This is a genomic window from Paenibacillus sp. S-38, assembly GCF_049942825.1.
Lineage (GTDB): Bacteria > Bacillota > Bacilli > Paenibacillales > NBRC-103111 > Paenibacillus_G.
Genome location: NZ_CP187970.1, coordinates 2,842,493 through 2,866,852, shown reverse-complemented (window position 1 = coordinate 2,866,852; position 24,360 = coordinate 2,842,493). Strand labels below are relative to the sequence as shown.

The following is a 24,360-nucleotide window of genomic DNA, read 5'->3' as shown; positions in this document are numbered from 1 at the left end:
ACGCGTGATCTTACCATTCAAATTTCCGGGTGCCCGGTTCAGTGCGGGCATCGTAGTGCTGGCCGCGGTGACGGCAGCTGCAGCCCTGCTCTCCTCCCCGCCGGGCTTCCCCGGCGGCCTCCCCGGAGCGGGCGTCCCCGCCAATCCCCCCGGGGATGAGAAGCAGCAGCCGGTGCAAGGCGAATCCGCGGCGGCCGGACCACTCCGGGTGGACCGCTTCGGCCAGGTTACTTCCTCCCGGTACCAGGAGAAGGTGACCGTCGAAGAAGCGCTGAAGCAGGACCGCAAAGCCGATGAAGCCTATTACGGCAGTCTGCAGGCTCCGGACTGGGACGCTTACGGAGGTCTCAAGGGCAGCGGGGAAACCTATGGGCTCAAGGCCACCGGCTATTACCATGTCGAGACGGTGCAGGACCGTAAAGTGCTTGTCACGCCTCTTGGCACGCTGTACTTCTCCCTCGGCGTCAACGGCCTGACGGTGAATGATACGTATACCCAGGTCAAGGGCCAGGAAGATCACTTCGAATGGCTCCCTCCCTATGAAGGGGAATACCGCTCCGCCTTTCTGAATTCCAAGGATACGTTCTCCTTCTATGTCGCGAACCGTGTCCGCAAGACCGGGCAGCCCTACACCTCCCGCGAATTCTACCAGGAGAGCATCACCCGCATCCGCAAATGGGGCTTTAACAGCGTCGGCGGCTGGTCTCCGGCCAACTACGCCACGGAGTTCAAAGTGGCCCACTTCCCTTTTCTCCCGCTCTCGGAGATCAAGGAAGCGAAGGTGGACGGGCTGAAGATTTTCGATATTTTTGCGGATGGCATTGAAGCCAAGATCGATGCCCAGTTCGCGAAGACCCTTCCGCAGAACAAGGATAATCCTTATATCGTCGGATACTTCCTTGGCAATGAATCCGATTACCACCGGATCATCAACGAGGTGCCGAAGCTGAAGGCCAGCCAGGCGCCGTCCAAGCGCAAGCTCGTGGAGATGCTCATCGCTGAATATGGCACGGTCGACAAGTTCAACGCCGCCTGGAAGGCCGGCTTCAGCTCCTTCGACCGCTTGTATGAGGAGCCGCTTGCCCTCTCCTCCTCGCAGGCGGCCAGCGACATGGATGCCTTCCTGGAGCTGTATCTCGACACCTATTACGGAACGGTGGAGCGTCTTTTCCGCAAGTATGACACGAATCATCTGCTTCTCGGGGACCGCTGGCTGACTACGCCTTCGAACCACCCGAAGATCCGCGGCATGATGGCGAGGGCTGCCGGGAAGTATATGGATGTGATCTCCATCAACCACTACTCCCCGCAGCTGGACCGGACGATGCTGCAGGATGTATATGACAAGTCGGGCGGCCGGCCGGTGCTCTTGACGGAGTTCGCCTTCGGCACCCGGGAGCAGGGGCTGTCCGCACCTCTGCTGGCGGGCAGCGAAGACGGGCGCGCGCGTCTGTACCGCGCCTATGTGGAAGAAGCCGCATCGCTGGGCTTCGTGGTCGGCACGCACTGGTTCTCCTACCTTGACCAGCCGGCGACCGGCCGGTGGTTCGAGGGTTTGGAGGGCGAGAGCTACAACTTCGGCCTCTTGAATGTCGCCGACAGGCCCTATAAGACGTTCCTATCCGGCGTGACGGAGACGAACAAGAACATCTATGACCTGATGCTCGGCAAAAAAGCCCCCTTCCGGACGACGGAGGCGGCGGTAAGAACCAAGTAAGGGCGAGCCCGATGAAGCTCGGGAAACGGGAAACGATTGGAAGGGCCGTTCGGACAGGGAACAGCGGAGGGGACAGCCGGGTTCATCACACCGGCATTCCGTCCATCCGCAAGCTGTGTTACAGCTCGGACGGCAGTCCGTGAAGATACATCGCCCTGCAGTCGGAGTGCCGCAGCAGGGCGGCTGTCGTTGAGGGATGGGGCGCTTTGTAAATCAAGGGATCATCCCTCTCGTCATAGGCTTCCCGTATCGGAAAGGCCAGTCGCTCATCATCCAGCGAGAACCGGGCGTCTACGCCCGGTTTATTCCCGCGGGCATCCAGCCGGATCCATCTTCCGAGCGACCGGAGGTATACGGCATTCAGCGCGTGGATCACGTAGCCGGTATCCGGCGTATCCCCAAGGGTCAGACGCTGATAGCAGTAGCCTGAGGGAACCCCTTGACTTCTCAGCAGCGCACACAGCAGATTCGACTTGGCATAACAGATTCCCTCTTGGTACCGGAGGACCTCGGAAGCCCCCTTGGTGATCCGCGTGCTTTGAATATCCCAGGAATGCGAGATGCGGTCACGGACAAACTCGAATGCCGACTGGACAAAAACGACCTCATCGGCGGAAGCGCGGTAAAGCTCATCCGCGAGCTCCCGGATCGAAGGGTGGCTGTAGTCCGCCCACTCCGACTCTTCCAGATAATCCTCCAGCGTATCCGATTCGCAGCTCAATTTCATAGTCATACATATCCCCTCCTAATTAACAGGTAATAGAAAATGGCAGCCAATCCTATGTACTTCGGCGTGATGAAGTAATTATGCATGATAATTGATTATGCATTATAATGAATAATTATACAATTCATTTTTACGCCATCCGGAACCGTATCCTAAAACAAATACTCCCCAGCCGTAAACCAGGCTGGGGAGTTCTTCATTTGATGAGCTGTGGCGAACGGAACGATACGGAACGGTTACCCTTTGATCCCGGTCAGCGTGACGCCTTCGATAATGTACCGCTGGCCGAAGAGGTACACGATCAGGACGGGCACGACGGCGATCGACGAGCCGGCCATCATCAGCGTCCAGTCGGTAATATACATGCCGCGGAACATATTGAGCAGCAGCGGCACGGTGAATTTCTCCGGCGTATTCAGGAAGATCAGCGGTCCGAAGAAGTTGTTCCACAGCCCGAGGAAGGTGAAGATCCCGAGGGCTGCCAGCGCCGGCCGCACCAGCGGAAGGATGACGCGCCAGTAGATCGTCCAGCGGCTCGCGCCGTCCACGACGGCGGCTTCGGCCAGCTCGTCGGGGATGCTCTTCATGAACTGGCGCAGCATGAACACCCCGAAGGCGCTGAAGAGAATCTCCGGCACGAGGATCGCCAGGTGGGTGTCGATCCAGCCGATGCTCTTCATCATGAGGTAGAGCGGGATGATCGTCACCTGCCCCGGCACCATCATCGTCGCCAGGAAGAGCACGAAGATCGGCTCGCGGAGCGGGAAGCGGATCTTGGCGAAGGCATAGGCCGCCATCGAGCAGGTGAACAGCTTGCCGATCACCGAGAGCACCGCGATGTAGGCGCTGTTGAAGTAGGCGCGTCCGAAGGGTAGTGCCTCCCACGAGCGCTTGTAATTGCCCCACTCCCAAGGATCCGGGATCCATTGGGGAGGGATCAGGAAGATCTGGTGAAACTGCTTCAGCGAGCTCAGGATCATCCATACGAACGGTCCTGTCATGAGCAGGGCGCCGGCGATCAGCACGGCGTGCAGCAGGAGCCCTGCCAGCGGGCTCGCCCCGCTGCGGTCCGTACGGAGCAGACCGGCGGATGCCGATTTGCTTTTGGGCGGCGTGCGCATTTGCATGTTGGCTTCCATAGGGATCTCTCTCCTCCTCTCTCTAGGCCGTCAGTCGCCGTAATGAACCCAGCGCTTCGACGTGTACATCTGCACCAGCGTCAGCGACAGGATCAGAATGAACAGCAGGACGGCGGCGGCGGCGCTTTTGCCGAACGTGAAATCCACGAACGCCAGCTGATAAATATGGTAGACCATCGTATAGCTGGCCTTGGCCGGACCGCCGCCCGTCATGACGAACGACTGGTCGAACACCTGGAACGAGCCGATGATCGTCATGATCGTCGCGAAGAAGGTCGTCGGCGACAGCAGCGGCAGCGTGATATGCCAGAACTGCCGGAACTTCCCGGCCCCGTCGATCTGGGCCGCTTCGTAATAGCTTGCCGAGATGCCCTGCAGCCCTGCAAGGAACAGCACCATGTTGCCGCCGAGCCCCCACCAGACGCTGAGCAGAGCGATCGACGGGATGACCATAGCCCGGTCCGTGAGCCAATTCGGTCCCTCGATGCCGAACCACTGCTTCAGGTAAACGTTGATGACACCGAACTCCGAGTTGAGCAGCCACAGCCATACCATCGACACGGCGATGGAGCCGGTGACCACCGGCATATAATAGAACAGCCGGTAGATCACCTTGCCCCGCACCTTATTCAGCGCTACGGCTACCAGGATGGCCAGCAGGATGCCGGACGGAACGACGAGCACCGTGTACCAGAGCGTGTTGAAGAGCGACAGACGAAAATCCTCGGAAGCGAGCTGGCCGGTAAAATTCTGCAGGCCGACGAACTGCTTGGCGCCGAACCCGTCCCACTTCATCATACTGAGCGTGAAGGCGGAGATGAGCGGGATCAGGGCGAACACCAGGAGGCCGAGGGACTGCGGGAGAATAAAGAGATACCCCCACAGCCCTTCCGATACGCGTTTGTTCATAGCCTCATCCCCCGTTACTTGCCCGACTTGTATTCTTGGATCTTCTGGTTCGCCTTCGTGCCGAGCGACTTCAGCGTCTCATCGAGCTTGCCGTCCTTCAGCCAGAGCGTCTCCATCTCATCGGTGATGACCTTGCTGAGGCCCGGTACCCCCGCTTCAGCAGGCATAAGGGCATAGCCGACCGCTCGGGTATCGAGGAAGAATTTCGCATGCTCCGGCACATTGCCTTCCATGACGACCGCGTCAGCCCCTTCGACGGATGGAACCGCATTGCCGCCGCCCTGCAGACGGAAGGTCTGGCCTTCCTTGGCATTGAATTCGTTAATGAAGTCGAACGCTTCTTTCGGATGCTTCGTGCTCTTATTCATTACCATATAGGCTGCGGCGATCGCCGCCGGCTCGATCTTCTTGCCCGTATTCGTCGGGTAAGGCACGATGTCGAACTGCAGGTCCTTGTTCTGCTTGAAGATCGGAAGGTACCAGCGGCCAGCCGTAACGAAGCCCACCTGGTTCGACATGAACATGGCGTCTCCGCCCTGCCCCTTCGGCAGCGTGCCGGCGAAGGTCATGTTCTTTTGCTTCACATTGTCATACAGGAACTTGAACGCTTCGACGGTCTTCGGATCCTTGTCCGCAACAAACTCCCCTTGCTCGTTGTAGACCTTCCCTCCGTTAGAGGAGGCGAAGCTGTAATAATTCGTCCACGAATTATCAAGCACGAAGCCGTGCTTGCCGGCTGCCCGCAGCTTCTCGAGCACGCCTTGGAAGGCCGCCCAGGTCCATTCGCCCTTCTCATGCAGATCGGCAGGCAGGACGCTGACGCCGGATTCCTGGAGCAGCTTCTTGTTGTACCACAGGATGAGCGGGTTGCAGTCCACCGGCACCCCGTAGATCTGATCTCCCTTCTTCGCCGCCCCCCAGAGGCCCGGGAAGAACGAGTCCGGCTTGATTTTGCTGTTCGCGTCTTTCATGTATGTACTCAGGTCGGCGATCGTGCCGTTCTCGATCATCTTGACGATCGCCGCGTCGCCCGCATAGAACACATCCGGTGCCGCTCCGCCGCTGAGCTGGGTCAGAATCTTCTGGTCATAGTCGGCAGGGATCGGAATGAGCTCGACCTCCACGTTCGGATGCTTGGCGTTATAGTCTTTCGTGAATTCCTGGAATCGTCCGAGCTCGCCCGGATTCCCCCACGTCGACCACTTGATCTTGACCTTCCCTCCGGAAGAGCCCGAATCCGCCGTCCCGCCGGCTCCGCTATCCGTACCGCAGGCCTGAAGCAGCGGCAGCATAGCCAGTACAGCGGCCCCCATCACAAACGGTACGCGTGCATTCCATTTCATACTGATCATCCTTTCGACCCCCGAATTTGAATACGCTTTCAGTATAGCCCTGCGGACCCGTTCTTTGTAACCGCTTTTATTCCGAAATGGTGTCATGATTTCCTGAGATTAGGAGCCCTCTTCTCCGCCCGCTTGTCCCTTCTCCCGATAGTCCGCCGGCGACACCCTCATCACTTTCTTGAAGGCCTTGCTGAAATACTTGACATCATTGAAGCCGGAGAGCTCCGCCACTTCATACACGCGCAGTGTAGTGGTCCTTAGCAGGCTGCATGCATGCTCAAGCCGCAGATGGATCAGATGGTCGATGAAATTCTGGCCCGTCACCTTCTTGAAGAGCTCACTGAAATAGTTGCGGCTGACCGCCACATGATCCGCGACGTCCTGAAGTGAAATATTGCGGGTATAGTTGCTCCCAAGATAATGGAGCGCCTGCGTGACGATGCGCCGGTGCAGCCCCGCATCCTCGCTGCCCGCCGGCCGGGCGTCGGCCCGTTCAAGCGAATGCAGCGCCCCATGCAGCAGGCAGCGGACCTCCTCGAGCGATTCCATCGCCCGCAGCGCATCCAGGCGTTCGGCCGCCTCGCCGCCCGCATCCGCCGGAAGGCGCATCGAAGCGAGCAGGTCCCGGGCCTGGCGCTTCACCTCCGCCGGGGACGGGCGGTGCCTGCGCCACTGGTCCGCCAGCTCGTCAAGCAGGCGGGACGCCTCCTCAGCCCGCCCGCCTGCGATCTGCCCTTCCAGCGCGGTGAGCAGCTTCTCCTGCGCCTCCCGGGCACGGGCTGCGCCGGCTCCGGCCGGCTCCCCGCGGTACTCGCGAAGGGCACCCGGGCCTTCATAGAAGCGCAGACGCGAAGCCTCGCGTCCCTCCCGGACCGCCCGGCGGAAGCCCGCCGCACCGGCTGCCTGACCGCTCACCCCAAGGGTCATGGAGCTCCCCCGTTCGGCCGCCTTGGCCTGCAGCCGCTGCAGTCCCTCCGTGCACCGCAGCACAAGAATGAGCTGCTCCGCACCGACGCGCAGAGCGATGCCCTCACCGCCGTATTCCTCATAAAAGCTCTCCTGCAGCTCTTCCATCAGGATCTCCGTGTAGATCCCGCCTTCCTCCGAACGCAGCTTCGCCGCCCCGTCGAGCTCGGCGACGACGGCCCGGTAACCGGCTTCCAGCCAATGCAGCTCGGGAGCTGTGGACTCCGCCGTCTCTTCCCCCATAAGCAGCCGGGCAAAGGCCTTCTCCAGCTCCTCCCTGCGCTGCGCCAGCTTCCGGTGCTCCATTAGGTCGCGGATTCGGCGCTCCTCCTCGGCCTGGGATCTCGCTTTGTCCAGCACTTCCTTCAGATCCGAAGGCTGCATGGTCGGCTTCAGCAGGTAATCCGTCGCCCCCATCCGTATTCCTTCCCGGACATAGGCAAAATCGCTGTGGCAGCTCAGCAGGATAATCTTAAGCGACGGGCACCGCTCCCTGGCCACACGCATCAGCTCCATGCCGTCCATGACCGGCATGGCGATATCCGTGATGAGAATATCCACTTCTCCCCGCTCGATCCAGGGCAGCGCACTGCGGCCGTTCGAAGCCTCGCCAACGACCCGGTAACCGTTTCCTTCCCAATCGAACGTCTCCCGCAGGCCCATCCGGGCGAGCGGCTCATCATCCACGAGCAGAACTCTGTACATAGGCTTCCTCCTTCGGTTGTTTCGGAAACATGTTGGACTGCATGGGAAACGAAAGCTGTACACGCGTTCCCGCACCTTCACGGCTCTCCACCGAAACCCCATACTGGCTCCCGTAGTAGAGCTGAAGCGTCTGGTGAACATGGGAGAGTCCGATGCGCGTCATCCCCCCCGCCCGGCTGCCCCCGCTCCCGCTTAGCAGATAAGGCAGCTTCTCCGGTGGAATCCCGATACCGTCATCCTCGATGACAATCACGGCATCCTCCCCCTGGCTGTAGACCGTGATGCCGACCGCCCCATGGTCATCCCTCGGCGCAATGCCGTGGAATATGGCATTCTCCACCACCGGCTGCAGCAGCATCCTCGGCATCGTCAGGCCGGAGAGCTCCGGCGGGCACTGTACGCGAAGCGTAATTCCGTTATTATAGCGGTACTGCTGGATGATCATATACTTCTCCAGCAGCTGCAGCTCTTCTCCCAGCGTAACGATCGGACCGGTCCGCTCCAGGCTGGATTCGAGAATATGCACGAGCGTCGAGATCATGGCCGCCACATCGTCGGTGCGCTGCAGCTTGGCCATCCAGCGAATGGTATTCAGCGTGTTGTACAAAAAATGCGGGTTGATCTGGTAGCGCAGCGCCCGGATCTCGGCCTTCTTCTTCTCGCCCTCCTCTTCCGCGATCCTTGCAATAAGCTGCTGAATCCGGGCGATCATCTTATTGAAGCTGCGGCTAAGCCGCCCGATCTCGTTGCGCCCCTGAATCGGGGCACGCACTGTCAGATCCCCAGTCTCCCCCCGGTGCATGAGCTGGCTCAGATGCACCAGCGGGCGGCCGATCCGCTGCGCAACATAGTAGCCCATGATCAGGGCCACCAAGCCCGAGCCCAGAGCAATCCACACCGTAAGGTCGCGGATCTCCACGGTTCCGGCGACGAGCTCCTCCAGCGGTACGATCCCGGTAACCTTCCAGCCGTTGCCCAGCACCGCCGGAATCACCATCTGCTGGCGGCCTTCGACCTCCAGAACCTCCGTCTGATCGGGGAGCTGAAGCGCGGAGCGCTGACCGTACAAGGAAGCGTCGCTGTGGTAAGCGAACCGGTTGCTATCATCGACCAGGAACGTGTAGCCTGTCCGGCCAAAACGCATCTCCCCCAGCGTCTCGGTCAGCACCTTGCCCCGGACTTCAATGAACATGACGCCGATGATGCGGCCCGTCTCGACCTCCTTCACCGTCCGGCCCACCCCGAACACCGGGATGCCCATATCGACGCCTTTGAGGTAGGAAATATTGGAGAGGCCGAACCAGACCGTGCGTCCATCCGCTTCCACGATCCGCTTGTACCACTCCGACTGCCAGGGGTCGGTCAGGCTCTGGATCGAGGAGGAAATCACCGAGTTCTGCCGGTCCACGTCCAGGATGTAGATATCCATAATCTCCGGCATGTTCATGATGAGCTGGTAGAGGAACTGCCTAGCGTCATAATTCAGCTTGAACTGTTCGAAGGGCTCGGAGGCCTTGGTTTCCAGCGCTTCCTGGATGAGCGGCGAGCTGAACAGCCGCATCGAGGTATCGTCGAGCCGCTTGAAGACGAAATCCAGGTTATCGCGCACCTGCTTGATCGTCAGTGTCGCCACGTGGCTGACCTGCTCTTCAATCATGCGGGCCGATTTCTGGTACGACAGGTATCCGCCGATCAGGACCGGGATAAGAATCGAGATAAAGAAGAGCAGGTAGAGCTGGACCGCAATGGAATGAAAACCTTTGACATACCGATCGAAGAACCTCTTCCACCGGGAGAATAAGGCGCTGGGCATGATGTCCCTCCATTCGTAACTGATTGGTAGAGGGATTCGGATACGGGGGGACGATTTCCTGCTTGACAGAATGGGCCCGCCTGCAGGGCCTTCTCTCCATCGGCCTTGATTGTATTTTATTCGACACCGAAAAGGTTACTTCGACATCCACAATATGTTAGATTGTTAACGTAATGTAAATCATTTACTTTATATGGGGGGTATGATGATGTTGAAATGGGTTCCAAAACAGGTCCGTTTGCTCTCTCTGGCGTTATCCTGCGTTCTGGCTCTTCCTTTAGGCAGCGCATCGGCAGCCGAAAGCGCTGCCATACCGACTGTCGAGAAAGCCCAGGCCGCCCCTGCCGGAGCCGGCGAATGGGATTATGTCGGCTCCTCCACCTTCACCTACTCGAGCGCGGTTGCTAAATCAGCCGGAGGCGATTTCCTCGTCTGTCTGGAATCCGGTCCCTCGGGCTACTACAACCTGTATGAAGACGATCCTGACGGCAACCCCGACGAACGGGTAGGCTACGTCTACCTGTATCCCGGCGCATGCGGCGCCTTCCGCAGCATCGGCGGTTTCGTGGACGGCGATAACAAACGGGCGGAGTTCTATGTGTACAAAGCTTTCGGAGGCACGGCTACGGTTTCCTTCTATGATTGACGGGAAATCCGCTCCTTGTGCGGCAGCAGGTACCGCAGCACGTGTTGAAGCTTGATCAGGATTGGCTGGGCCATCGGTTTTCCGATGGCCTTTTTTATATCGAGGCTTTTGCCCACGAGCCCAGGCTAGATCTACATTCTTGTCGTTCAAAAAAAAGACTGCCTGACGGCAGCCTCTCTGGTCCTAAAGACGTTAGTTTGGTTTTGGGACAGGTACATACTGTATCCGCTGCATTCCGGTTCAGGCACGTTCCTACCGGCTGCTCCTCAGCCCGGCTACCCCATCCACAGCTTGAACAGCCCTTCGGTAACCCCGAGATTGTACATGTAATAAATCCCGAAGCCCGTGCTGACGATCCCGGTCAAGGAAGTGAGCGGGGTATTCAGGCGTGATTTGCCTGCCGTAAGCACGAACGGGATTCCGATCACCGTAGTAAAGAAGAGCATGCCCGCTACCGTTCCCGCCCCGAAGATCAGGATATAAACGGCTCCTTCCCAGGCGCTCCGCACTGTACTCATCGTAAGCAGCACCATAGCCCCGCTTCCCGCCAGACCATGCACGAGCCCGATCAGCATGGACTTCCCATAAGAAACACGGGACCGGGAGGATGCCCGATCGTCCGATGGAGGAAGATGCAGATGAGGCGCCCCGCCCTGTTCATGCGTATGTACTTTGATTTTCCGGAAGGACAGCATCGTAGTAATTCCGAGATACACCAGCATGATGCCCACGAGGAATTCCAGGGACATCGCCCATTTCTCCGGGATTTCATTTTTCATGAGAATCAGAATCACACCGACGATGAACAAAGTGGCCGTGTGGCCGATTCCCCAATAGACCCCCGCCAGGGAAGATCTGGACAGCTTCTTGCTCTGGCTCGCGATCGTCGATACGGCGATGACATGGTCCGGCTCCACGGCGTGCTTGATGCCGAGGATAAAGCCCAGAGCCAGAATCGACAGTAAACTGACTTCCATTACCAACAACCCCCTGCTCCCTTAATCCAAATCCGTGTTCCGTGTTACATTCTCAAAACATCGTGTTACCTATGTTACTTAATGTAACACACCCTCCGGCATTCGTCATCTATTAAATTCGTCATCTCTCCATTGACGAAGGAAGCGAGGCGCCGCCGGCCGGCAACCCCCGCATATAAAAAGGGTGCCTCGCCCCATCCGGAACGGACACCCTTCTTGCTTACACTTATTCCGCTTCCTCAAGACGCTCTCTACAGAAGTGCTCGAGGGTCTGCACCTCTTCGTCTTCGAGGTCGAACTCCAGGTATTTGTCGCTGCTGCGCTCGTAAAGGTCATACTTCACGATGCCGCTGCGGTTCTCATCCACTCCGTAAATGACGCGCACATACACGCCCTGCTCGGAGTAGAGCTCGTCATCCTCTTCCACCTCGAGATCGAGCCTGAATTCATAGCGCTGGCCCGAAATGATGCCGAACGGATCTTTGACCTTCTCCACGCTGTATTCGGTAACACTGAACAATGGAATCATCCTTTCCAGACTTCTGCCCCCCTATTATACATGAAAAAGGGCGGAAGACCAGCGTTCGGCCCCTGTCCTCCGAACCGGCCCGGCCGGCCTACCTCCCGCTTGGCCGCACAAAGGTGGAAGACTCCCGGATGATCAGCCTGGACTTCACTTCAATCGGACCAGCCGTCATCCCCCCGCTGCCCGGCTTGTCCTCCCCAAGTATGGCGATCAGCTTCTCCGCCAGCATCGAACCCATCAGATAGCCCGGCTGCTCCACCGAGCTGAGATTCGGGGTGATATACCGTGAGATGCGGTTGTTATCCACGCCGAATACCGCCAGCTCGTCCGGGATGTGGATGCCCCGCTCTCCGCACGCTTTGTAGACGCCGAGCGCCATCTCGTCATTGGCCGTGTAGACCGCGGTGAATGGAATCCCCTTCTCCCTCAGCCGGAGTAGGGCACGGTAGCCGCTTTCTTCGCTGAAGTCCCCCTTCTCGATCAGCTCCGGCTCGAAGCCCAGGCCGTGGCGGTGAAGAGCCTTCATATACCCCTCCAGGCGCTCATAAGCGTCGGTGGCCTCTTGGTAGCCGCTGATGAAGGCGATCCGCCGGTGGCCCTGCCGGACGAAATGCCCGACGACCTCCATCGAGAACTCTACATTATCCGTACAGCAGCAGGGGATCGAGTCGTGTCCGATCTGCCTTCCGATTACGCCGATCGTGAACCCCTTGTCCGCCTCCTCCGCAAGCACCTCAGAGGGCATCTCCGGGGACACGAAGATCAGCGCATCCACCGTCCGGTTGTGCAGCAGGGCAAAATACTCCTGCTCCCTTCCTTTCCTCCCGGAGTAGTCGCAAATGATCACATGGTAGCCCTTGGATTCCGCTTTATTCTGGACCCCCTTGATGATCTCGGCGAACAGCGACACATTGATATCCGGCACGATCACGCCGATGGTCATCGTCCGTTGGGACCGAAGCTGCTTGGCGGCCGCATTCGGGTGGTAATTCATATCGCGGATCGCCTGCAGCACCTTTTCCCGCGTTTTCTCTTTGACAAGCTCTCTATTGTTCAGCACCCTCGAGACCGTCGCTGGGGACACCCCGGCCGCCCGGGCCACGTCGATGATTTTTTTATCCAATCCGGCTCCCCGCCCTTCCCCTGACCACGTCCGTCTTCTCCCATGCCGGAAGAACATCGGGTTTCCTCCCATTATAGGTGGGCCGCCCGGCTAAAACAATAGAAGGGGCAGGCCGCTGCAGGGGACTAGTCCAATGTAGTACTTTTTACAAAAGGTGGTTTGTTTATAATGGATATAAGGATGATTTATCTCCTTAATCTCTTTTATCTGGGGGGTCTATGATGGCGAAAAAACGGTACGACTCCGCACTGCTGCTCAGTCTGCTGCTTCTGGCCGGCAGTCTGCTCTTCGTCCTTGCCTTCTTTGTCCTCCGCTATATCCTGCTGTATACGGATTGGATCCAGTTGAATTAATAACCGGGCGGGATTCATTACCTGGGAGACGGGGCTCCCTTTCTTCCGGACACGACCCGCCGCGCGAAGATCGCCCATTCGATGGAGCCCGAGTGTCACTCCCCACTGCCGGCGATATTCCAAGCCGGTCTTCGCCGCTGTATCCTTCCTTATAAGCTCTGCTCGGTGATGGTCCCGCCGGGCCCGAAGGTCAGCGTCTTCGTAGCAATCTTATCGATGAAGAACCGGTCATGGCTGACCGTGACCACCGCGCCGGGAAAATGGATCAGCGCCTGCTCCATCACTTGAATGCTCGCCAGGTCGAGATGATTCGTCGGTTCGTCGAGTACGATGACCGAAGCTCCCGACAGCAGACACTTGGCCAGCGCCACCCTCGCCTGCTGCCCGCCGGACAGCTGACCGATCATTTTATGCTGGTCGGCCTCGGAGAACTGCAGCATGGACAGGAAGCGGGTTACTTTCTTGCGGGGCGCATCCAGGCCAAGACCGTAAACATTCACGGCGTGAGAGACGGTGTCCTTCCCGTCCAGCTCTTCCCACATCCGGTTGAAGTAGGCGAATGAGACGCCCTTCTCCCAGCGGATCTCGCCCGAGTCGGGCGGCTCCTGTCCGGTCAGCGCTTTGATCAGGGTCGATTTGCCGCTGCCGTTCGGCCCTAGAATGGCCAGCCGGTCTTCCTTCTGAATATCGAAGCTGACGTTCTGGAACAGGGTGCGGTCCCCATACGACTTGCAGATTCCTTCAACCCTGCACAGGTTATCCGGAACCCGCAGGTTCTGGTAGATATCGGTAATGAGCGCATTCACCGGATTAGGCTCGACACGCTTCTTCAGATCCGCGAGCTTGCGGGACAAGCGGTCGCCCGATTTCTTCTGGCGCTTGTTGTCGATCCCTTCGGCCTCAATCAACAGCAGCTGTTCTTCCCATTCGAACTGGCGGTCGAGCTCCTTTTTGCGGAGTTTTTTCTTCCGTATGTATTCCGTATAGCTTCCCTCATATTCGTGAAAATGGTAATTCTCGATCTCCACGATTCGGGTAACGACCTTGTCGATAAACTGCCGGTCATGCGAGATCAGGATCATCGCGCCGCCGAACCGGTTCAGCCACTGCTCCAGCCACACCAGCCCGTCGAGATCCAGATAATTCGTCGGCTCGTCGAGCAGCACGACATCCGGCTGCTGGATGAGCATCTTCGCGAGGGCGGCCCGGTTCCTCCATCCCCCGGACAGCTGTCCGATCGGCTGGTGGCGGGACGTGTCGTGGAATCCGAGCTTGCTCAGCACCGTGTCGATCAACACCGGTACATTCCAGCCGTCATGATGCTCCATCATCTCGAAGAGCTCCGCCTGCCGGTTCAGCAGTTCATCCATCTGCCGGTCGTCCGGACCCGCCCCCATCTTCTCCTCAATCTCCTTCAGCTCCCGTTCAATCTGGCGGATATGCTCAAAGCATAGTTCCAGCTCCTGCTGGACGGAGTTCTCTCCCTCCAGCTCCGAGAACTGGGAGAAATACCCCACCTTGAGGTTCCCGTTCACTTCCACTTTCCCAGCGGTCGGCACTTCCCGGCCCAGGATCAGCTTGAAGACCGTTGATTTGCCTGCTCCGTTGCGGCCGATGAGTGCCACTCTTTCCCCTTCACCCACCTTGAAATACACATCCCGAAGGATCAGGGTATCCTCATATTTCTTCGTGACATTCTCCAGTCGAATCAAACTCACACCATTCACCTCCTCTCTATAATTCTGGAATGGCGTCCGTTCTCCTGCACTGCATCATGAGACAGACGCCGCAGTCCCTTCCCCGATACATAAAAAAACCGGTAACCCGGAGCAGAGGAACCTCTGCAGCCGGCATACCGGTCTAATCTATACCTAAGCATCCGGGTTCACTTCCTGCGAACCGGGCGTTCTATCTCCCCACGACAGGCCCTGCCGCACGGATATCCTCGCTGACGTCGCCGAACTTCGCGAAGTTGCGGTGGAACGCAGCCGCCAGCTCGGCCGCTTTGGCGTCGTAGGTGCTGCCGTCCGTCCAGGTTCCGCGGGGCTGCAGCACGTGATCCGGCACGCCGGCAACCCGGTCCGGGACCTGCAGGCCGAACACCGCGTCCGGAGTGAACCCCGCCTTCTCGATGCCGCCGTCCAGCGCGGCGGCGACCATCGCGCGGGTATGCGCCAGATTCATGCGCGAGCCCGTACCGTAAGGACCGCCCGTCCAGCCTGTATTAACGAGATACACGCGGACCGCATGCCGGTCGATTTTGCTGCCGAGCATCTGCGCGTACACTTCCGGCTTCATCGGCAGGAACGGAGCGCCGAAGCAGGCGGAGAATACGGCTTCCGGCTCCGTGACGCCGCGTTCGGTACCCGCAAGCTTCGAGGTATAGCCGGAGAGGAAATGATACATCGCCTGCGCCTTCGTCAGCTTGGCGATCGGGGGCAGCACGCCGGACGCATCGGCGGTCAGGAAGACGATGACCTCCGGGTGGCCGGCCATGCCGTCCGGAACGGCATTCGGAATGTAGTCGATCGGATAAGCGGCCCGCGTGTTCTCCGTCAGCTCCCCGCTGCTGTAGTCGGCTTCGCGGGTGAACGGATTCACCGCTACGTTCTCCAGCACGGCGCCGTGACGGATCGCCTGCCAGATCTGCGGCTCCTTTTCTTCGGTGAGGCCGATGCACTTGGCGTAGCAGCCGCCCTCGAAGTTGAACACGCCGCGCTCCGACCAGCCGTGCTCGTCATCGCCGATGAGGCGGCGGGACGGGTCGGCCGAGAGGGTCGTCTTGCCGGTGCCCGACAGGCCGTAGAAGAGCGCCGTATCTCCGCGTCCGCCTACGCTGGCCGAGCAGTGCATCGGCAGCACGCCCTGCAGCGGCAGCAGGTAGTTCAGGACGCTGAAGATCGACTTTTTCATCTCGCCGGCATATTCCGTTCCGCCTATAAGAACCATCCGGCGCTCGAAGGAGATGACAATGAACGTCTCGGATCTCGTGCCGTCCTTCTCCGGCTCGGCCTTCAGGCCCGGCAGCGCCAGCACCGTGAAGTCGGGCGTCACCGCCCCCTGCTCTCCGTCCGCCGGACGGATGAACAGCTGCCTAGCGAACAGGTTGTGCCAGGCATACTCGGTCCGTACGCGGATCGCCAGGCGGTGAGCCGGATCGCTGCCCGCATAGCCGTCGAAGATGTAGGTCTCGCGGCCGGCCAGATAGTCCTGCGCCCGGAGATAGAGCCGTTCGAACTGCTCCTCCGTCATGGGTCGGTTGACATGACCCCAATCGATCTGCTCGCGCACGGAAGGCTCGCTGACAATGTACTTGTCCTTCGGCGAACGGCCCGTGAACGCACCCGTGCGCACACTCAGGGCGCCGGTCGAGGTCAGTCTGCCCTCTCCCCGGGCCAGCGCCTCCTCGATCAGCTCGCTAACCCCGAGTCCGTAATGTACCTGCTCCGATTCGATTATATCAACACTGCGCTTTGCCATGGCTGCACATTCCTTTCTGCTGTAAGCTCCGCCAATTCCACAACCCGGCAGGCATAGGCCCACTCGTTGTCATACCAGGCGAGCACCTTGATTTGATTCTCCATGGAGGCGACGGACAGGCCGTCGACCACCGCGGATTGGGAGCTGCCGATGAAGTCCACCGAGACGAGCGGCTCTTCGGTGTATCCGAGATAGCGGGAGAACGCCCCCTGCGCCGCTTCGCGGAAGACCCCGCGCACCTCGGCCGCATCAGCGGAGCGCCGGACCTGGACCGTCAGATCGATAAGCGAGACATCCTGCGTCGGCACCCGGAGGGACAAGCCCTGGATGTGCGGGGCCAGGTGAGGCAGCACATCCCCGAGCGCCTTGCCGACTCCGGTCGACGTAGGCACGATCGACTGGGTGCAGGCGCGGGCGCGCCGCAGATCCTTATGCGGGTTATCCAGGTGATTCTGATCGGAGGTGAACGAATGAACGGTGGTCATCCAGCCGCCGGTAACTCCGAAGGCACCGTCCAGGATATGGAGCACGGGCGACAGGCAGTTCGTGGTGCAGGAGGCGGCGGAGAGAATCCGGTGCTTCTGCGGATCGTATATGCCGTCGTTCACCCCCATCACGACCGTCAAGTCCACATCCTTCCCCGGCGCGGTCAGGATGACCTCGGCAGCTCCGGCGGCGAGATGCTTCGCGGCGCCCTCCCGGCTGTTGAACTTGCCCGTCGCATCCAGCACCAGGGTTACGCCGAGCTCTCTCCAGGGCAGATTCTCCGGGTCCCGCTCGCAGGTAACACGGATGCTCTGTCCGTTAATGACGAGCCCGCCGTCCTCTACCGAGACGTCAGCGTCCCAGCGGCCGTGGACCGTATCGTATTTGAGCAGGTGGGCTACCGTCTCCGCGGGGTAGACGCAGTTGATCGCCTTAAGCGCAAGTCCCGACGTTTCTCCCGAGAAGAGCCGGCGGATCAGAAGCCGTCCAATCCTCCCCATTCCGCTGATGCCGATGCTTTTCGTCACTTTCACCCTCGATCGCCTCCAATGGTACACTCATATAAAGTTTGATCTCGGTATTTATTGTACACTATTTAATATATAATGTGCACTATTTAATTCATTAATTCTCTTTTTGTTCATTTAGAACACGATCACGCCAAGCAGCAGGGCGGTGGCCAGCATGACAGCCGTAGTACCCACCGCCCACTTCAGGGTGAACCGCTGGTGGTCGCCAAAATCAACGCCCGCCAGGCCTACAAGCAGGTAGGTCGACGGTACCAGCGGGCTGAGCAGATGCACGGGCTGTCCTAGCAGCGACGCTCTGGCCATCTCTGCCGGGGTGACCCCGTAAGCCGCCGCCGCTTCCGTAATGAGAGGCAGAATACCGAAATAGTACGCGTCATTGGTCATGAAGAACGTAAACGGCATCGAAGCGAGCGCGGCGATCACGGGCATATGCGGCCCGAGTGCATCGGGAATAACGGCGACGAGGGACTGGGCCATGGCGTCGACCATCTTCGTGCCGGAGAGAATGCCGGTGAAGATCCCGGCGGCGAACACCATGCCTGCCACAGCAAGCGCATTGCCGGCATGGGCCTCCAGCCGCTCCTTCTGGTCCGCGAGCTTCGGATAGTTCACGATAAGGGCGATCGCCAGCGCGATCATAAAAAGAATCGTCAGCGGCAGCACGTTCAGGATCAGACAGGTCATCAGCGCAGCGGTCAGCGTAAAGTTGAACCAGAGCAGCCTCGGCCGCTTGTGCTCAAGCACCTCGGTGGAAGCCGCGAGCCCGGCGATGGCCGCCTCCTGCTCCGGATGGCGCAGTGCGCCTTCGAGCCCGAGCCGTTTGCGCTCTCCGCGCCCAAGCAGATAGGCGGCGAAGACGACCCATACCGCGGCAGCCACCATGCCTGGAATCAGCGGCGTGAACACCTCCGAGGCATCGAGATGCAGGGCACTCATGACGCGGGCGGTAGGTCCTCCCCATGGCGTAATGTTCATAACGCCGCTGCCGAGCATCGTTATCGCGGACAGAATCAGCGGGTTCATGCCGAGCCGCTGGTACAGGGGCAGCATCGCTGCAGCCACGATCATGTAGGTGGTGGAGCCGTCCCCGTCGAGCGACACGAACAGCGACAGCAGTGCCGTGCCGACGACGATCTTGACCGGATCGCCCTTCACCAGCCTCAGCGTTGTATTCACCATGGGATCGAACAAGCCGGCATCGATCATGACGCCGAAATAGAGGATGCCGAAGGTCAGCATAACGCCGGTAGGAGCGATCGTCTTGACACCGTTCAGCATCATGTTCCCGAGCTCCGCATGGAAGCCGCCGATCAGGGCGAAGACAATCGGTACAAGGATCAGCGCCGCCAGCGGCGAGATCCGCTTCGTCATGATCAGGTACATGAAGACCGTGATCATTCCGAAGCCGAGCAGCGAGAGAAACATCTTCAGCACCCCCCTGCCGCGGAAGGCAGCATGTGAACGAAGTCTTCCTTCAACCGATTGTCTTCCAGACGGTACGCCGGAAAGGAAGCATAGCCGAACTCCAGCAGATCGAGACACGTCTCGCAGAGCTCTTCCGGCCTCCGGCTTCGGGCGGCATCCGCACCGCAGAGCGGACAGGCCGTGGAGTTCCCCGCTGTCTTAACCGCTTTCATTCTTCTGTAAGTTTTCAGCATGGTTTGCTGTGCCTGCATCTCCAATCATCCTCCTCGAGGGCTGCACTCTATGGAACCCCTTCCATGTAAGCGCATTATTTTGTTCTTACGAGTAGTATAGAGACCCTGAGGTGAAGGGAACAGTTTTCACGCATAAGTTGGATTTTTTTCATGAAGTTCATTTTTTTCATAAATTTCACGGCTCCCTCCCTGCATCTCCCATGGAAGCGAATACAAGAAATCTGTTACAATGTACGAATGACCATTTCGCCTTTTCTCTCCATCCATCGCGATCGTGAAGGACTTTTAAGCCGTTCCTCAGACCGAAGGGCATGGGGAAACCAGGCCAATCCACACCGGAACCACAGCTTCGTAGGACCAGGAGGCCTCATGTTCCCGATACCGAAACCGAGACCGAGACTGCGTCTGCTGACGCAGATCGTTCTGCTGATCTCTGCTGTCGTCTTCACCAGCATGCTGCTGGCCGGCACCCTATTCACCGTCATGCTGGAGAGGGTGGTTGCCGGGTATATCGGCCAGAATGCGCTGAATGTCGCCCGGATGACCGCGATGAACGAGCGGGTCGTGGAGGCGTTCGACACCCCCGACCCCTCCTCCGTCATCCAGCCGATTGCCGAGCGCATCCGCCGGGAGACCGGGGCCAGCTACGTGGTGGTCGGCTCCCGGGAAGGCATCCGCTACTCCCATACGAACCCGGAGCTCATCGGGAGCGGCATGCAGGGCGGCGACAATGCCCCTGTGCTCGCCGGAGAGTCGATCATCTCGGAGGCGGTCGGCTCGATGGGCCCGTCGCTGCGCGGCAAAACACCCGTGTTTAACGCGCGCGGCGAGGTGATCGGGATTGTCTCGGCCGGCTTTCTCTCCGGCAATATCCGCAGCGTGGTCGAAGGCTATACGCATATCATCGCCGGCCTCAGCGCTCTCCTGCTTGCCGCCGGCATCATCGGCGCCTACCTGATCGCCCGCCGGGTCAAGAAGCTGATCTTCGGCCTGGAGCCGGGCGAGATCGCCTTCCTGTTCAAGGAAAAGGAAGCGACGATCGAAGCCATCCGCGATGCGATCGTCGCCGTGAACCGGCAGGGGATCATCGTGACGATGAACCGCCGGGCCCGGGAGCTGCTGCAGATGCACCATCTGGAGGTTGGCGGCAGGCTGACCCACCGCCCCCTCCTCGAAGCTGCCAGGGAGGTGGCCGAATCGAAGCGGGGCTACAGCGACCACCGCGTGTTCCTCGACTCGGAGGTGTATGCCCTGCATGCGGAGCCGATCCTGAGCGGAGACCGGGCGGAAGGCACGGTCTTCACCTTCCATACCGAGTCCGAGATCGAGCGGCTGACGGATGAATTCTCGAAGATCCGGGCCTTCTCGGATAACATGAGGGCCCAGACCCATGAATACCTCAATACCTTGAACACGATCTCCGGCCTGCTGACACTCGGCCACACCGACAAGGCGGCCGAACTCATCTCGGGTGAGGTCCGGGAACGGCAGGACGTGATCGCCTTCCTGGTGAGCTCTGTGCGGGACCCGCTCGTCGCCGCCTGCCTGCTCGGCAAGTCCAACCGTGCGAGGGAGCTGAAGGTGCTCCTCGACATCGACCCGGACAGCCACCTGTCCAGCCTGCCTGAGGGGCTGGACAGCCAGGCCCTGGTCACGGTGCTCGGCAACCTGCTCGACAATGCCATGGAGGCCGCCCGCGGACCGTCTATCGGTGACCCCCGGGTCCGGCTTTCGTTCACCGATCTGGGTCACGATATTATCTTCGATATTGAAGATACCGGGCCCGGCATCCCTCCGGAGCGGGAGAAGGATGTGTTCATCAGCGGGTACTCCACCAAGCCGGGCGGGAACCGGGGGCTCGGTCTTGCCATCGTGAAGCATGCGCTGCAGACAGTGCACGGGAGCATCTTCCTGGGCCGCAGCGAGCTCGGCGGCGCCCGGTTCACCGTCACCGTCCCCAAGTCCAATCCATCCGCCCACGAGGAAGCGAGGTGATTCCCAGTGTCCGATATGACGCTGACCGTCATGATCGTCGAAGATGATCCCGTGGCGGCCAAAATCTACGAGCAGTTCGCCGCCAAGCTGGGGGATTTCCGCATCATCGCCACGGCCGCCACAGGCCGCCAGGCGCTCGAGCTGCTCGATGTGTACACTCCGCAGCTCATTCTGCTCGATGTGTTCCTTCCCGATATGAACGGGATGGATGTGCTGCGCCATGTCCGGCAGCACGGGCTGAAGACCGACGTGATCCTCATCACCGCCGCGAACGATACCGAAACGGTAGGTGAGGCGATCCGAGGGGGCGCATACGGTTATATCATCAAGCCCATCCTGCTCGACAAGTTCACGGCGACCCTGAAGCAGTATGCACAGACCCGGGCCCAGCTCGGGCAGCGGCAGACAATGGAGCAGCATGAGGTCGACCGTCTATTCAGGCCTGCCTCGGCGGACGGCAGCGGACCGACCGCCGGCGAGCAGGCGGCCCTTCCGAAGGGCATCGATAAGCTGACCCTGAAGCTGGTACGCGATAAGCTTCGCACGCTGGACGAGCCCAAAGGCGCCGACGAATTCGCCGCCGTGGCGGGTATGAGCCACTCCACCGTGCGGCGTTATCTCGAATACCTCGTTTCCGTAGGCGAGGTGCAGGTCGATATCCTCTACGGCACGGTTGGCCGGCCGGAGCGCAAGTACTCCCGCCGCCTGTCATGAAGCCGGCTTCCTGATGCAAGCGGGTCTGGAGGTGCGGCTGACCCGCAGGGCACTTCCATGCGCCATCCTCTGCTCCTCCCATCGCAGGACCTGGTCCACGGTTACCCTGGGACAATAAACAAGCACCTCCGCTTCCCGAAGGAAACGAAGGTGCTTGTTTATTGTGCGTATCGCAGCTGTTCAGTGGTGCTGCTTACTTTCGGGAACTGCCCCTTAGACGCTGCCCTGGGAGCTGACTCGGCCGGCCACAGCGGTGCGGCGGCTCCACGCCAGGGAGACGAACAGACTGGCCATGAGCACGGCTGCGCCGAGCAGATAAGGAATGTTGATGTGAATATCGAACAGGATGCCGGCAACGGCAGGTCCGAAGATATTGCCAAGGCTCATGTAGGCGTTGTTCATGCCCGCTACGAAGCCCTGCTCCTCACCCGCCATCTTGGATAGCAGCGTATTGATCGCCGGACGCATGATCGAGGTGAAGGTGAAGAAGAGCAGCGTTACGACAAGCACGTACGAGAAGCCGCCCGACACCAGCATCAGCACAAGCATAACCGCTGAGAAGAGGAACGTCAGGTTGATCAGCTTCCGCTCGCCGAAGCGAAGCAGGAGCTTGTTGATTAGAACGGCCTGGATGACGGCACCGATCAAGGCGCCGATCGTGATCAGAATCGAGATTTCGCGTGCCGTGAAGCCGTACTTCTGGTCAACGAACAGCGGGAAGATCGCTTCGAAGTTCGCGAGGCCGAAGGTCATCGTGAAGACCAGCAGCAGCAGGACGAAGTACGGGGCGTTGAACGAGCGGCCGAGCTGCTTGAAGATGCTCTCCCGCTTCCTTGTGCTGTTCTTCGCGGAGTCGCGCTGTGCGGCGGACAAGGTCTCCGGCAGCATCAGCATCGAGAGCAGCATGGCCACAAGGCCGACGCCGGCCGATACGTAGAACGGCGCCCGGAAGCCGAATTCGGCGAGGAATCCGCCGATACCGGGCCCAATCACGAAGCCGAGCGACATGGCGGCGCCGAGCAAGCCCATGCCCTTGCCGCGGTTTTTCTCATCGGTAATGTCCGCCACGTAAGCCATCATCGACGGGATCATGGCTGCCGCGCCGATACCGCCCACGAAGCGGGACACGTACAGCATCCAGATCTGCTCCGCCGCGGCGAATATAAGATTGGAGATCGTGAACATCGCCAAGCCGAGAATGATCAGCTTGCGGCGCCCGTACTTGTCCGACCACTCGCCGCTGATCGGCGAGAAGATGAATTGGGTCAGGCCGAAGGCGGCCACCAGGTAGCCGGCGGTTTGGCCGCCCGCGTTAAAATGCTTCAGGAACTCGGGCAGGACGGGAATAATGAGTCCGATCCCCAGCATCGCGATGAACATGTTGACCATCAGGATATAGAGCGGGGATTTCTTATTTTGTAACTCTGACATGACTAAGGTTTCTCCTCTTCTTTCTTCCGGCCGGAGGCCGGCGGTTTCTCTCTTAAGGTAGTATATCACAGATTGACTTTAAGTCAATCTGTAACAAAAAACGTCTCCGGTGGTTCTTGACACCTCCGCCCTGCCGCACTATCATAAGATCGACCCGGTGAGGAGTCCAGCAGGAAGAGGAGAGGTTCGGTACCATGCCAAGAAACACAGCCAAAGACCAGGAACTCCGCAAGGAACGCTGCAGCCAGATTCTTTCCGCTGCGGTGGAGCTCTTCGCAAAGCAGGGGCTGACCTCCACCAAAATCTCCGATATTGCCAAAAAGGCCGGCATGAGCCACGGGCTCGTCTACAATTATTTTCGTTCCAAAGAGGAGATCTATCTCTCCCTTCTCGATATGAATATGAACGTGCTGGAGAACATCCTGCTTTGGATCCATTCACTCGACCGCACACCGAAAGGCAAGCTGGAGCAGCTCATCGACAAGTTCCGTAATGAGCCTTGGGATGAAGCCCTGTTCTATCAGATGTTCGTCGACCAGATTTTCTCCTCTGAGACGATCTCCGAGGAGCTGAAGGCCTCCGTCCGTGGCAAGATGAGCGAGAATCTGGATATTCTGGCGGACATCTTCGCGGAGGGACAGGCTGCCGGGCAGTTCAGGGCAGGGTCTGCCCGGGAGCTCGCTTTTTACTTCCTGACGATTGCCCATGCCCGAATGATATCGGAGTCACAGGGATTTAAGATTTGTGACAACCGCTCGGAAGCCTGGGATGCTATTCTTGACTTCTTTTGTGTGGTTGAAGACGGGACCTGACCATCCCTTAGCGGGCAGCCTGCTGCAGGATCGGGTTTGAAATTGCATTACTGCCGCTTTTCCATACCTACCCAAAGAGAGCCCGTGCACCGCACCGGCTCTCTTTGGGCCGCAGCATGCTGCTGCTCTTTCGTATTCTTAAGGCCGCTTAAGTCCCGGGCTCCGCATCCATTTCGTCGGCTGCATCAATCGCGGACTCGCCAGGCACTCTCGTGATGGACTCCGCCTCCTCCAGCCGCCGCTGGATGGCCCCAAGGTCTGCCCCGTCCGATTCGTACTCCCGCTTCCCTGCGCTTTCCCGATTCACCGC

General features: G+C 59.4%; 22 protein-coding genes. 6 read left to right on the top strand and 16 right to left on the bottom strand.

Annotation, left to right across the window (positions count from 1 at the left end):
* Positions 1-4: 4 nt before the first annotated feature.
* Complete coding sequence (locus ACP26L_RS13155) at positions 5-1,717, top strand: agarase (protein WP_426453069.1); 1,713 nt, start codon at positions 5-7, stop codon at positions 1,715-1,717.
* Between the two features lie 118 nt (positions 1,718-1,835).
* Here the strand turns inward: ACP26L_RS13155 and ACP26L_RS13150 are convergent, their stop codons facing one another.
* The 6 genes from ACP26L_RS13150 to ACP26L_RS13125 form a co-directional block, all read right to left on the bottom strand.
* Entirely contained in the window at positions 1,836-2,444 is a 609-nt protein-coding gene (locus ACP26L_RS13150) for a transglutaminase-like domain-containing protein (protein ID WP_426454925.1), read from the bottom strand.
* Positions 2,445-2,680: 236 nt separating this feature from the next.
* Entirely contained in the window at positions 2,681-3,583 is a 903-nt protein-coding gene (locus tag ACP26L_RS13145; RefSeq protein WP_426453067.1) for a carbohydrate ABC transporter permease, read from the bottom strand.
* 30 nt (positions 3,584-3,613) lie between these two features.
* Positions 3,614-4,492 (bottom strand): carbohydrate ABC transporter permease, encoded by an 879-nt coding sequence (locus ACP26L_RS13140; RefSeq protein ID WP_426453065.1) that lies wholly within the window; start codon positions 4,490-4,492, stop codon positions 3,614-3,616.
* 14 nt (positions 4,493-4,506) lie between these two features.
* Positions 4,507-5,844, bottom strand: a complete 1,338-nt coding sequence (locus ACP26L_RS13135; RefSeq protein ID WP_426453064.1) for an ABC transporter substrate-binding protein — start codon at positions 5,842-5,844, stop codon at positions 4,507-4,509.
* A gap of 99 nt (positions 5,845-5,943) precedes the next feature.
* Positions 5,944-7,506 carry a response regulator transcription factor gene (locus ACP26L_RS13130; RefSeq protein WP_426453062.1) on the bottom strand — a complete coding sequence of 521 codons (1,563 nt, stop codon included), beginning with the start codon at positions 7,504-7,506 and terminating at the stop codon, positions 5,944-5,946.
* Positions 7,481-9,319 (bottom strand): cache domain-containing sensor histidine kinase, encoded by a 1,839-nt coding sequence (locus ACP26L_RS13125; protein WP_426453060.1) that lies wholly within the window; start codon positions 9,317-9,319, stop codon positions 7,481-7,483. The genes ACP26L_RS13130 and ACP26L_RS13125 overlap by 26 nt, the downstream gene beginning before the upstream one ends.
* A 208-nt stretch (positions 9,320-9,527) precedes the next feature.
* Between ACP26L_RS13125 and ACP26L_RS13120 the strand changes: the two genes are divergently transcribed.
* Positions 9,528-9,965 (top strand): hypothetical protein, encoded by a 438-nt coding sequence (locus tag ACP26L_RS13120; RefSeq protein WP_426453058.1) that lies wholly within the window; start codon positions 9,528-9,530, stop codon positions 9,963-9,965.
* Between the two features lie 275 nt (positions 9,966-10,240).
* Here the strand turns inward: ACP26L_RS13120 and ACP26L_RS13115 are convergent, their stop codons facing one another.
* The 3 genes from ACP26L_RS13115 to ACP26L_RS13105 all read right to left on the bottom strand — a co-directional run bounded on the left by ACP26L_RS13115 (position 10,241) and on the right by ACP26L_RS13105 (position 12,591).
* Positions 10,241-10,942, bottom strand: coding sequence for a sulfite exporter TauE/SafE family protein (locus ACP26L_RS13115; RefSeq protein ID WP_426453057.1), 702 nt, complete (start codon positions 10,940-10,942; stop codon positions 10,241-10,243).
* Between the two features lie 226 nt (positions 10,943-11,168).
* Positions 11,169-11,462, bottom strand: a complete 294-nt coding sequence (locus ACP26L_RS13110) for a DUF6509 family protein (RefSeq protein ID WP_426454924.1) — start codon at positions 11,460-11,462, stop codon at positions 11,169-11,171.
* 97 nt (positions 11,463-11,559) lie between these two features.
* Entirely contained in the window at positions 11,560-12,591 is a 1,032-nt protein-coding gene (locus tag ACP26L_RS13105) for a LacI family DNA-binding transcriptional regulator (RefSeq protein WP_426454923.1), read from the bottom strand.
* A gap of 221 nt (positions 12,592-12,812) precedes the next feature.
* On the opposite strand from ACP26L_RS13105, the gene ACP26L_RS13100 reads away from it, so the two are divergent.
* Complete coding sequence (locus tag ACP26L_RS13100; RefSeq protein WP_426453055.1) at positions 12,813-12,944, top strand: hypothetical protein; 132 nt, start codon at positions 12,813-12,815, stop codon at positions 12,942-12,944.
* A 149-nt stretch (positions 12,945-13,093) separates the two neighbouring features.
* On the opposite strand, the gene ACP26L_RS13095 is transcribed toward ACP26L_RS13100, so the two are convergent.
* The 5 genes from ACP26L_RS13095 to ACP26L_RS13075 form a co-directional block, all read right to left on the bottom strand.
* On the bottom strand, positions 13,094-14,662 hold the full coding sequence (locus tag ACP26L_RS13095) for an ABC-F family ATP-binding cassette domain-containing protein (protein ID WP_426453053.1): 1,569 nt from the start codon (positions 14,660-14,662) through the stop codon (positions 13,094-13,096).
* Between the two features lie 190 nt (positions 14,663-14,852).
* Positions 14,853-16,424: a phosphoenolpyruvate carboxykinase (ATP) gene (pckA, locus tag ACP26L_RS13090; protein ID WP_426453051.1), complete on the bottom strand. Its 1,572-nt coding sequence runs from the start codon at positions 16,422-16,424 to the stop codon at positions 14,853-14,855.
* Positions 16,400-17,443, bottom strand: a complete 1,044-nt coding sequence (gap, locus tag ACP26L_RS13085) for a type I glyceraldehyde-3-phosphate dehydrogenase (protein ID WP_426453050.1) — start codon at positions 17,441-17,443, stop codon at positions 16,400-16,402. Before gap ends, pckA begins: the two co-directional genes overlap by 25 nt.
* Positions 17,444-17,554: 111 nt before the next feature.
* Entirely contained in the window at positions 17,555-18,865 is a 1,311-nt protein-coding gene (locus ACP26L_RS13080; RefSeq protein WP_426453048.1) for a CitMHS family transporter, read from the bottom strand.
* Positions 18,866-18,867: 2 nt separating this feature from the next.
* A complete protein-coding gene (locus tag ACP26L_RS13075) occupies positions 18,868-19,116 on the bottom strand; it encodes a hypothetical protein (RefSeq protein WP_426453046.1) in 249 nt (82 codons plus the stop codon).
* A gap of 351 nt (positions 19,117-19,467) precedes the next feature.
* Here ACP26L_RS13075 and ACP26L_RS13070 point away from each other — a divergent pair, with 351 nt between their 5' ends.
* Complete coding sequence (locus ACP26L_RS13070) at positions 19,468-21,093, top strand: ATP-binding protein (RefSeq protein WP_426453044.1); 1,626 nt, start codon at positions 19,468-19,470, stop codon at positions 21,091-21,093.
* A gap of 6 nt (positions 21,094-21,099) precedes the next feature.
* Positions 21,100-21,807 carry a response regulator gene (locus ACP26L_RS13065; RefSeq protein ID WP_426453042.1) on the top strand — a complete coding sequence of 236 codons (708 nt, stop codon included), beginning with the start codon at positions 21,100-21,102 and terminating at the stop codon, positions 21,805-21,807.
* A 213-nt stretch (positions 21,808-22,020) separates the two neighbouring features.
* On the opposite strand, the gene ACP26L_RS13060 is transcribed toward ACP26L_RS13065, so the two are convergent.
* The gene (locus ACP26L_RS13060) at positions 22,021-23,238 is read right to left on the bottom strand and encodes an MFS transporter (protein ID WP_426453040.1); all 1,218 of its coding nucleotides are present in this window, start codon (positions 23,236-23,238) and stop codon (positions 22,021-22,023) included.
* A 194-nt stretch (positions 23,239-23,432) separates the two neighbouring features.
* On the opposite strand from ACP26L_RS13060, the gene ACP26L_RS13055 reads away from it, so the two are divergent.
* Complete coding sequence (locus ACP26L_RS13055; RefSeq protein WP_426453038.1) at positions 23,433-24,050, top strand: TetR/AcrR family transcriptional regulator; 618 nt, start codon at positions 23,433-23,435, stop codon at positions 24,048-24,050.
* Between the two features lie 148 nt (positions 24,051-24,198).
* On the opposite strand, the gene ACP26L_RS13050 is transcribed toward ACP26L_RS13055, so the two are convergent.
* Positions 24,199-24,357, bottom strand: coding sequence for a hypothetical protein (locus ACP26L_RS13050; RefSeq protein WP_426453036.1), 159 nt, complete (start codon positions 24,355-24,357; stop codon positions 24,199-24,201).
* Between the last annotated feature and the right edge of the window lie 3 nt (positions 24,358-24,360).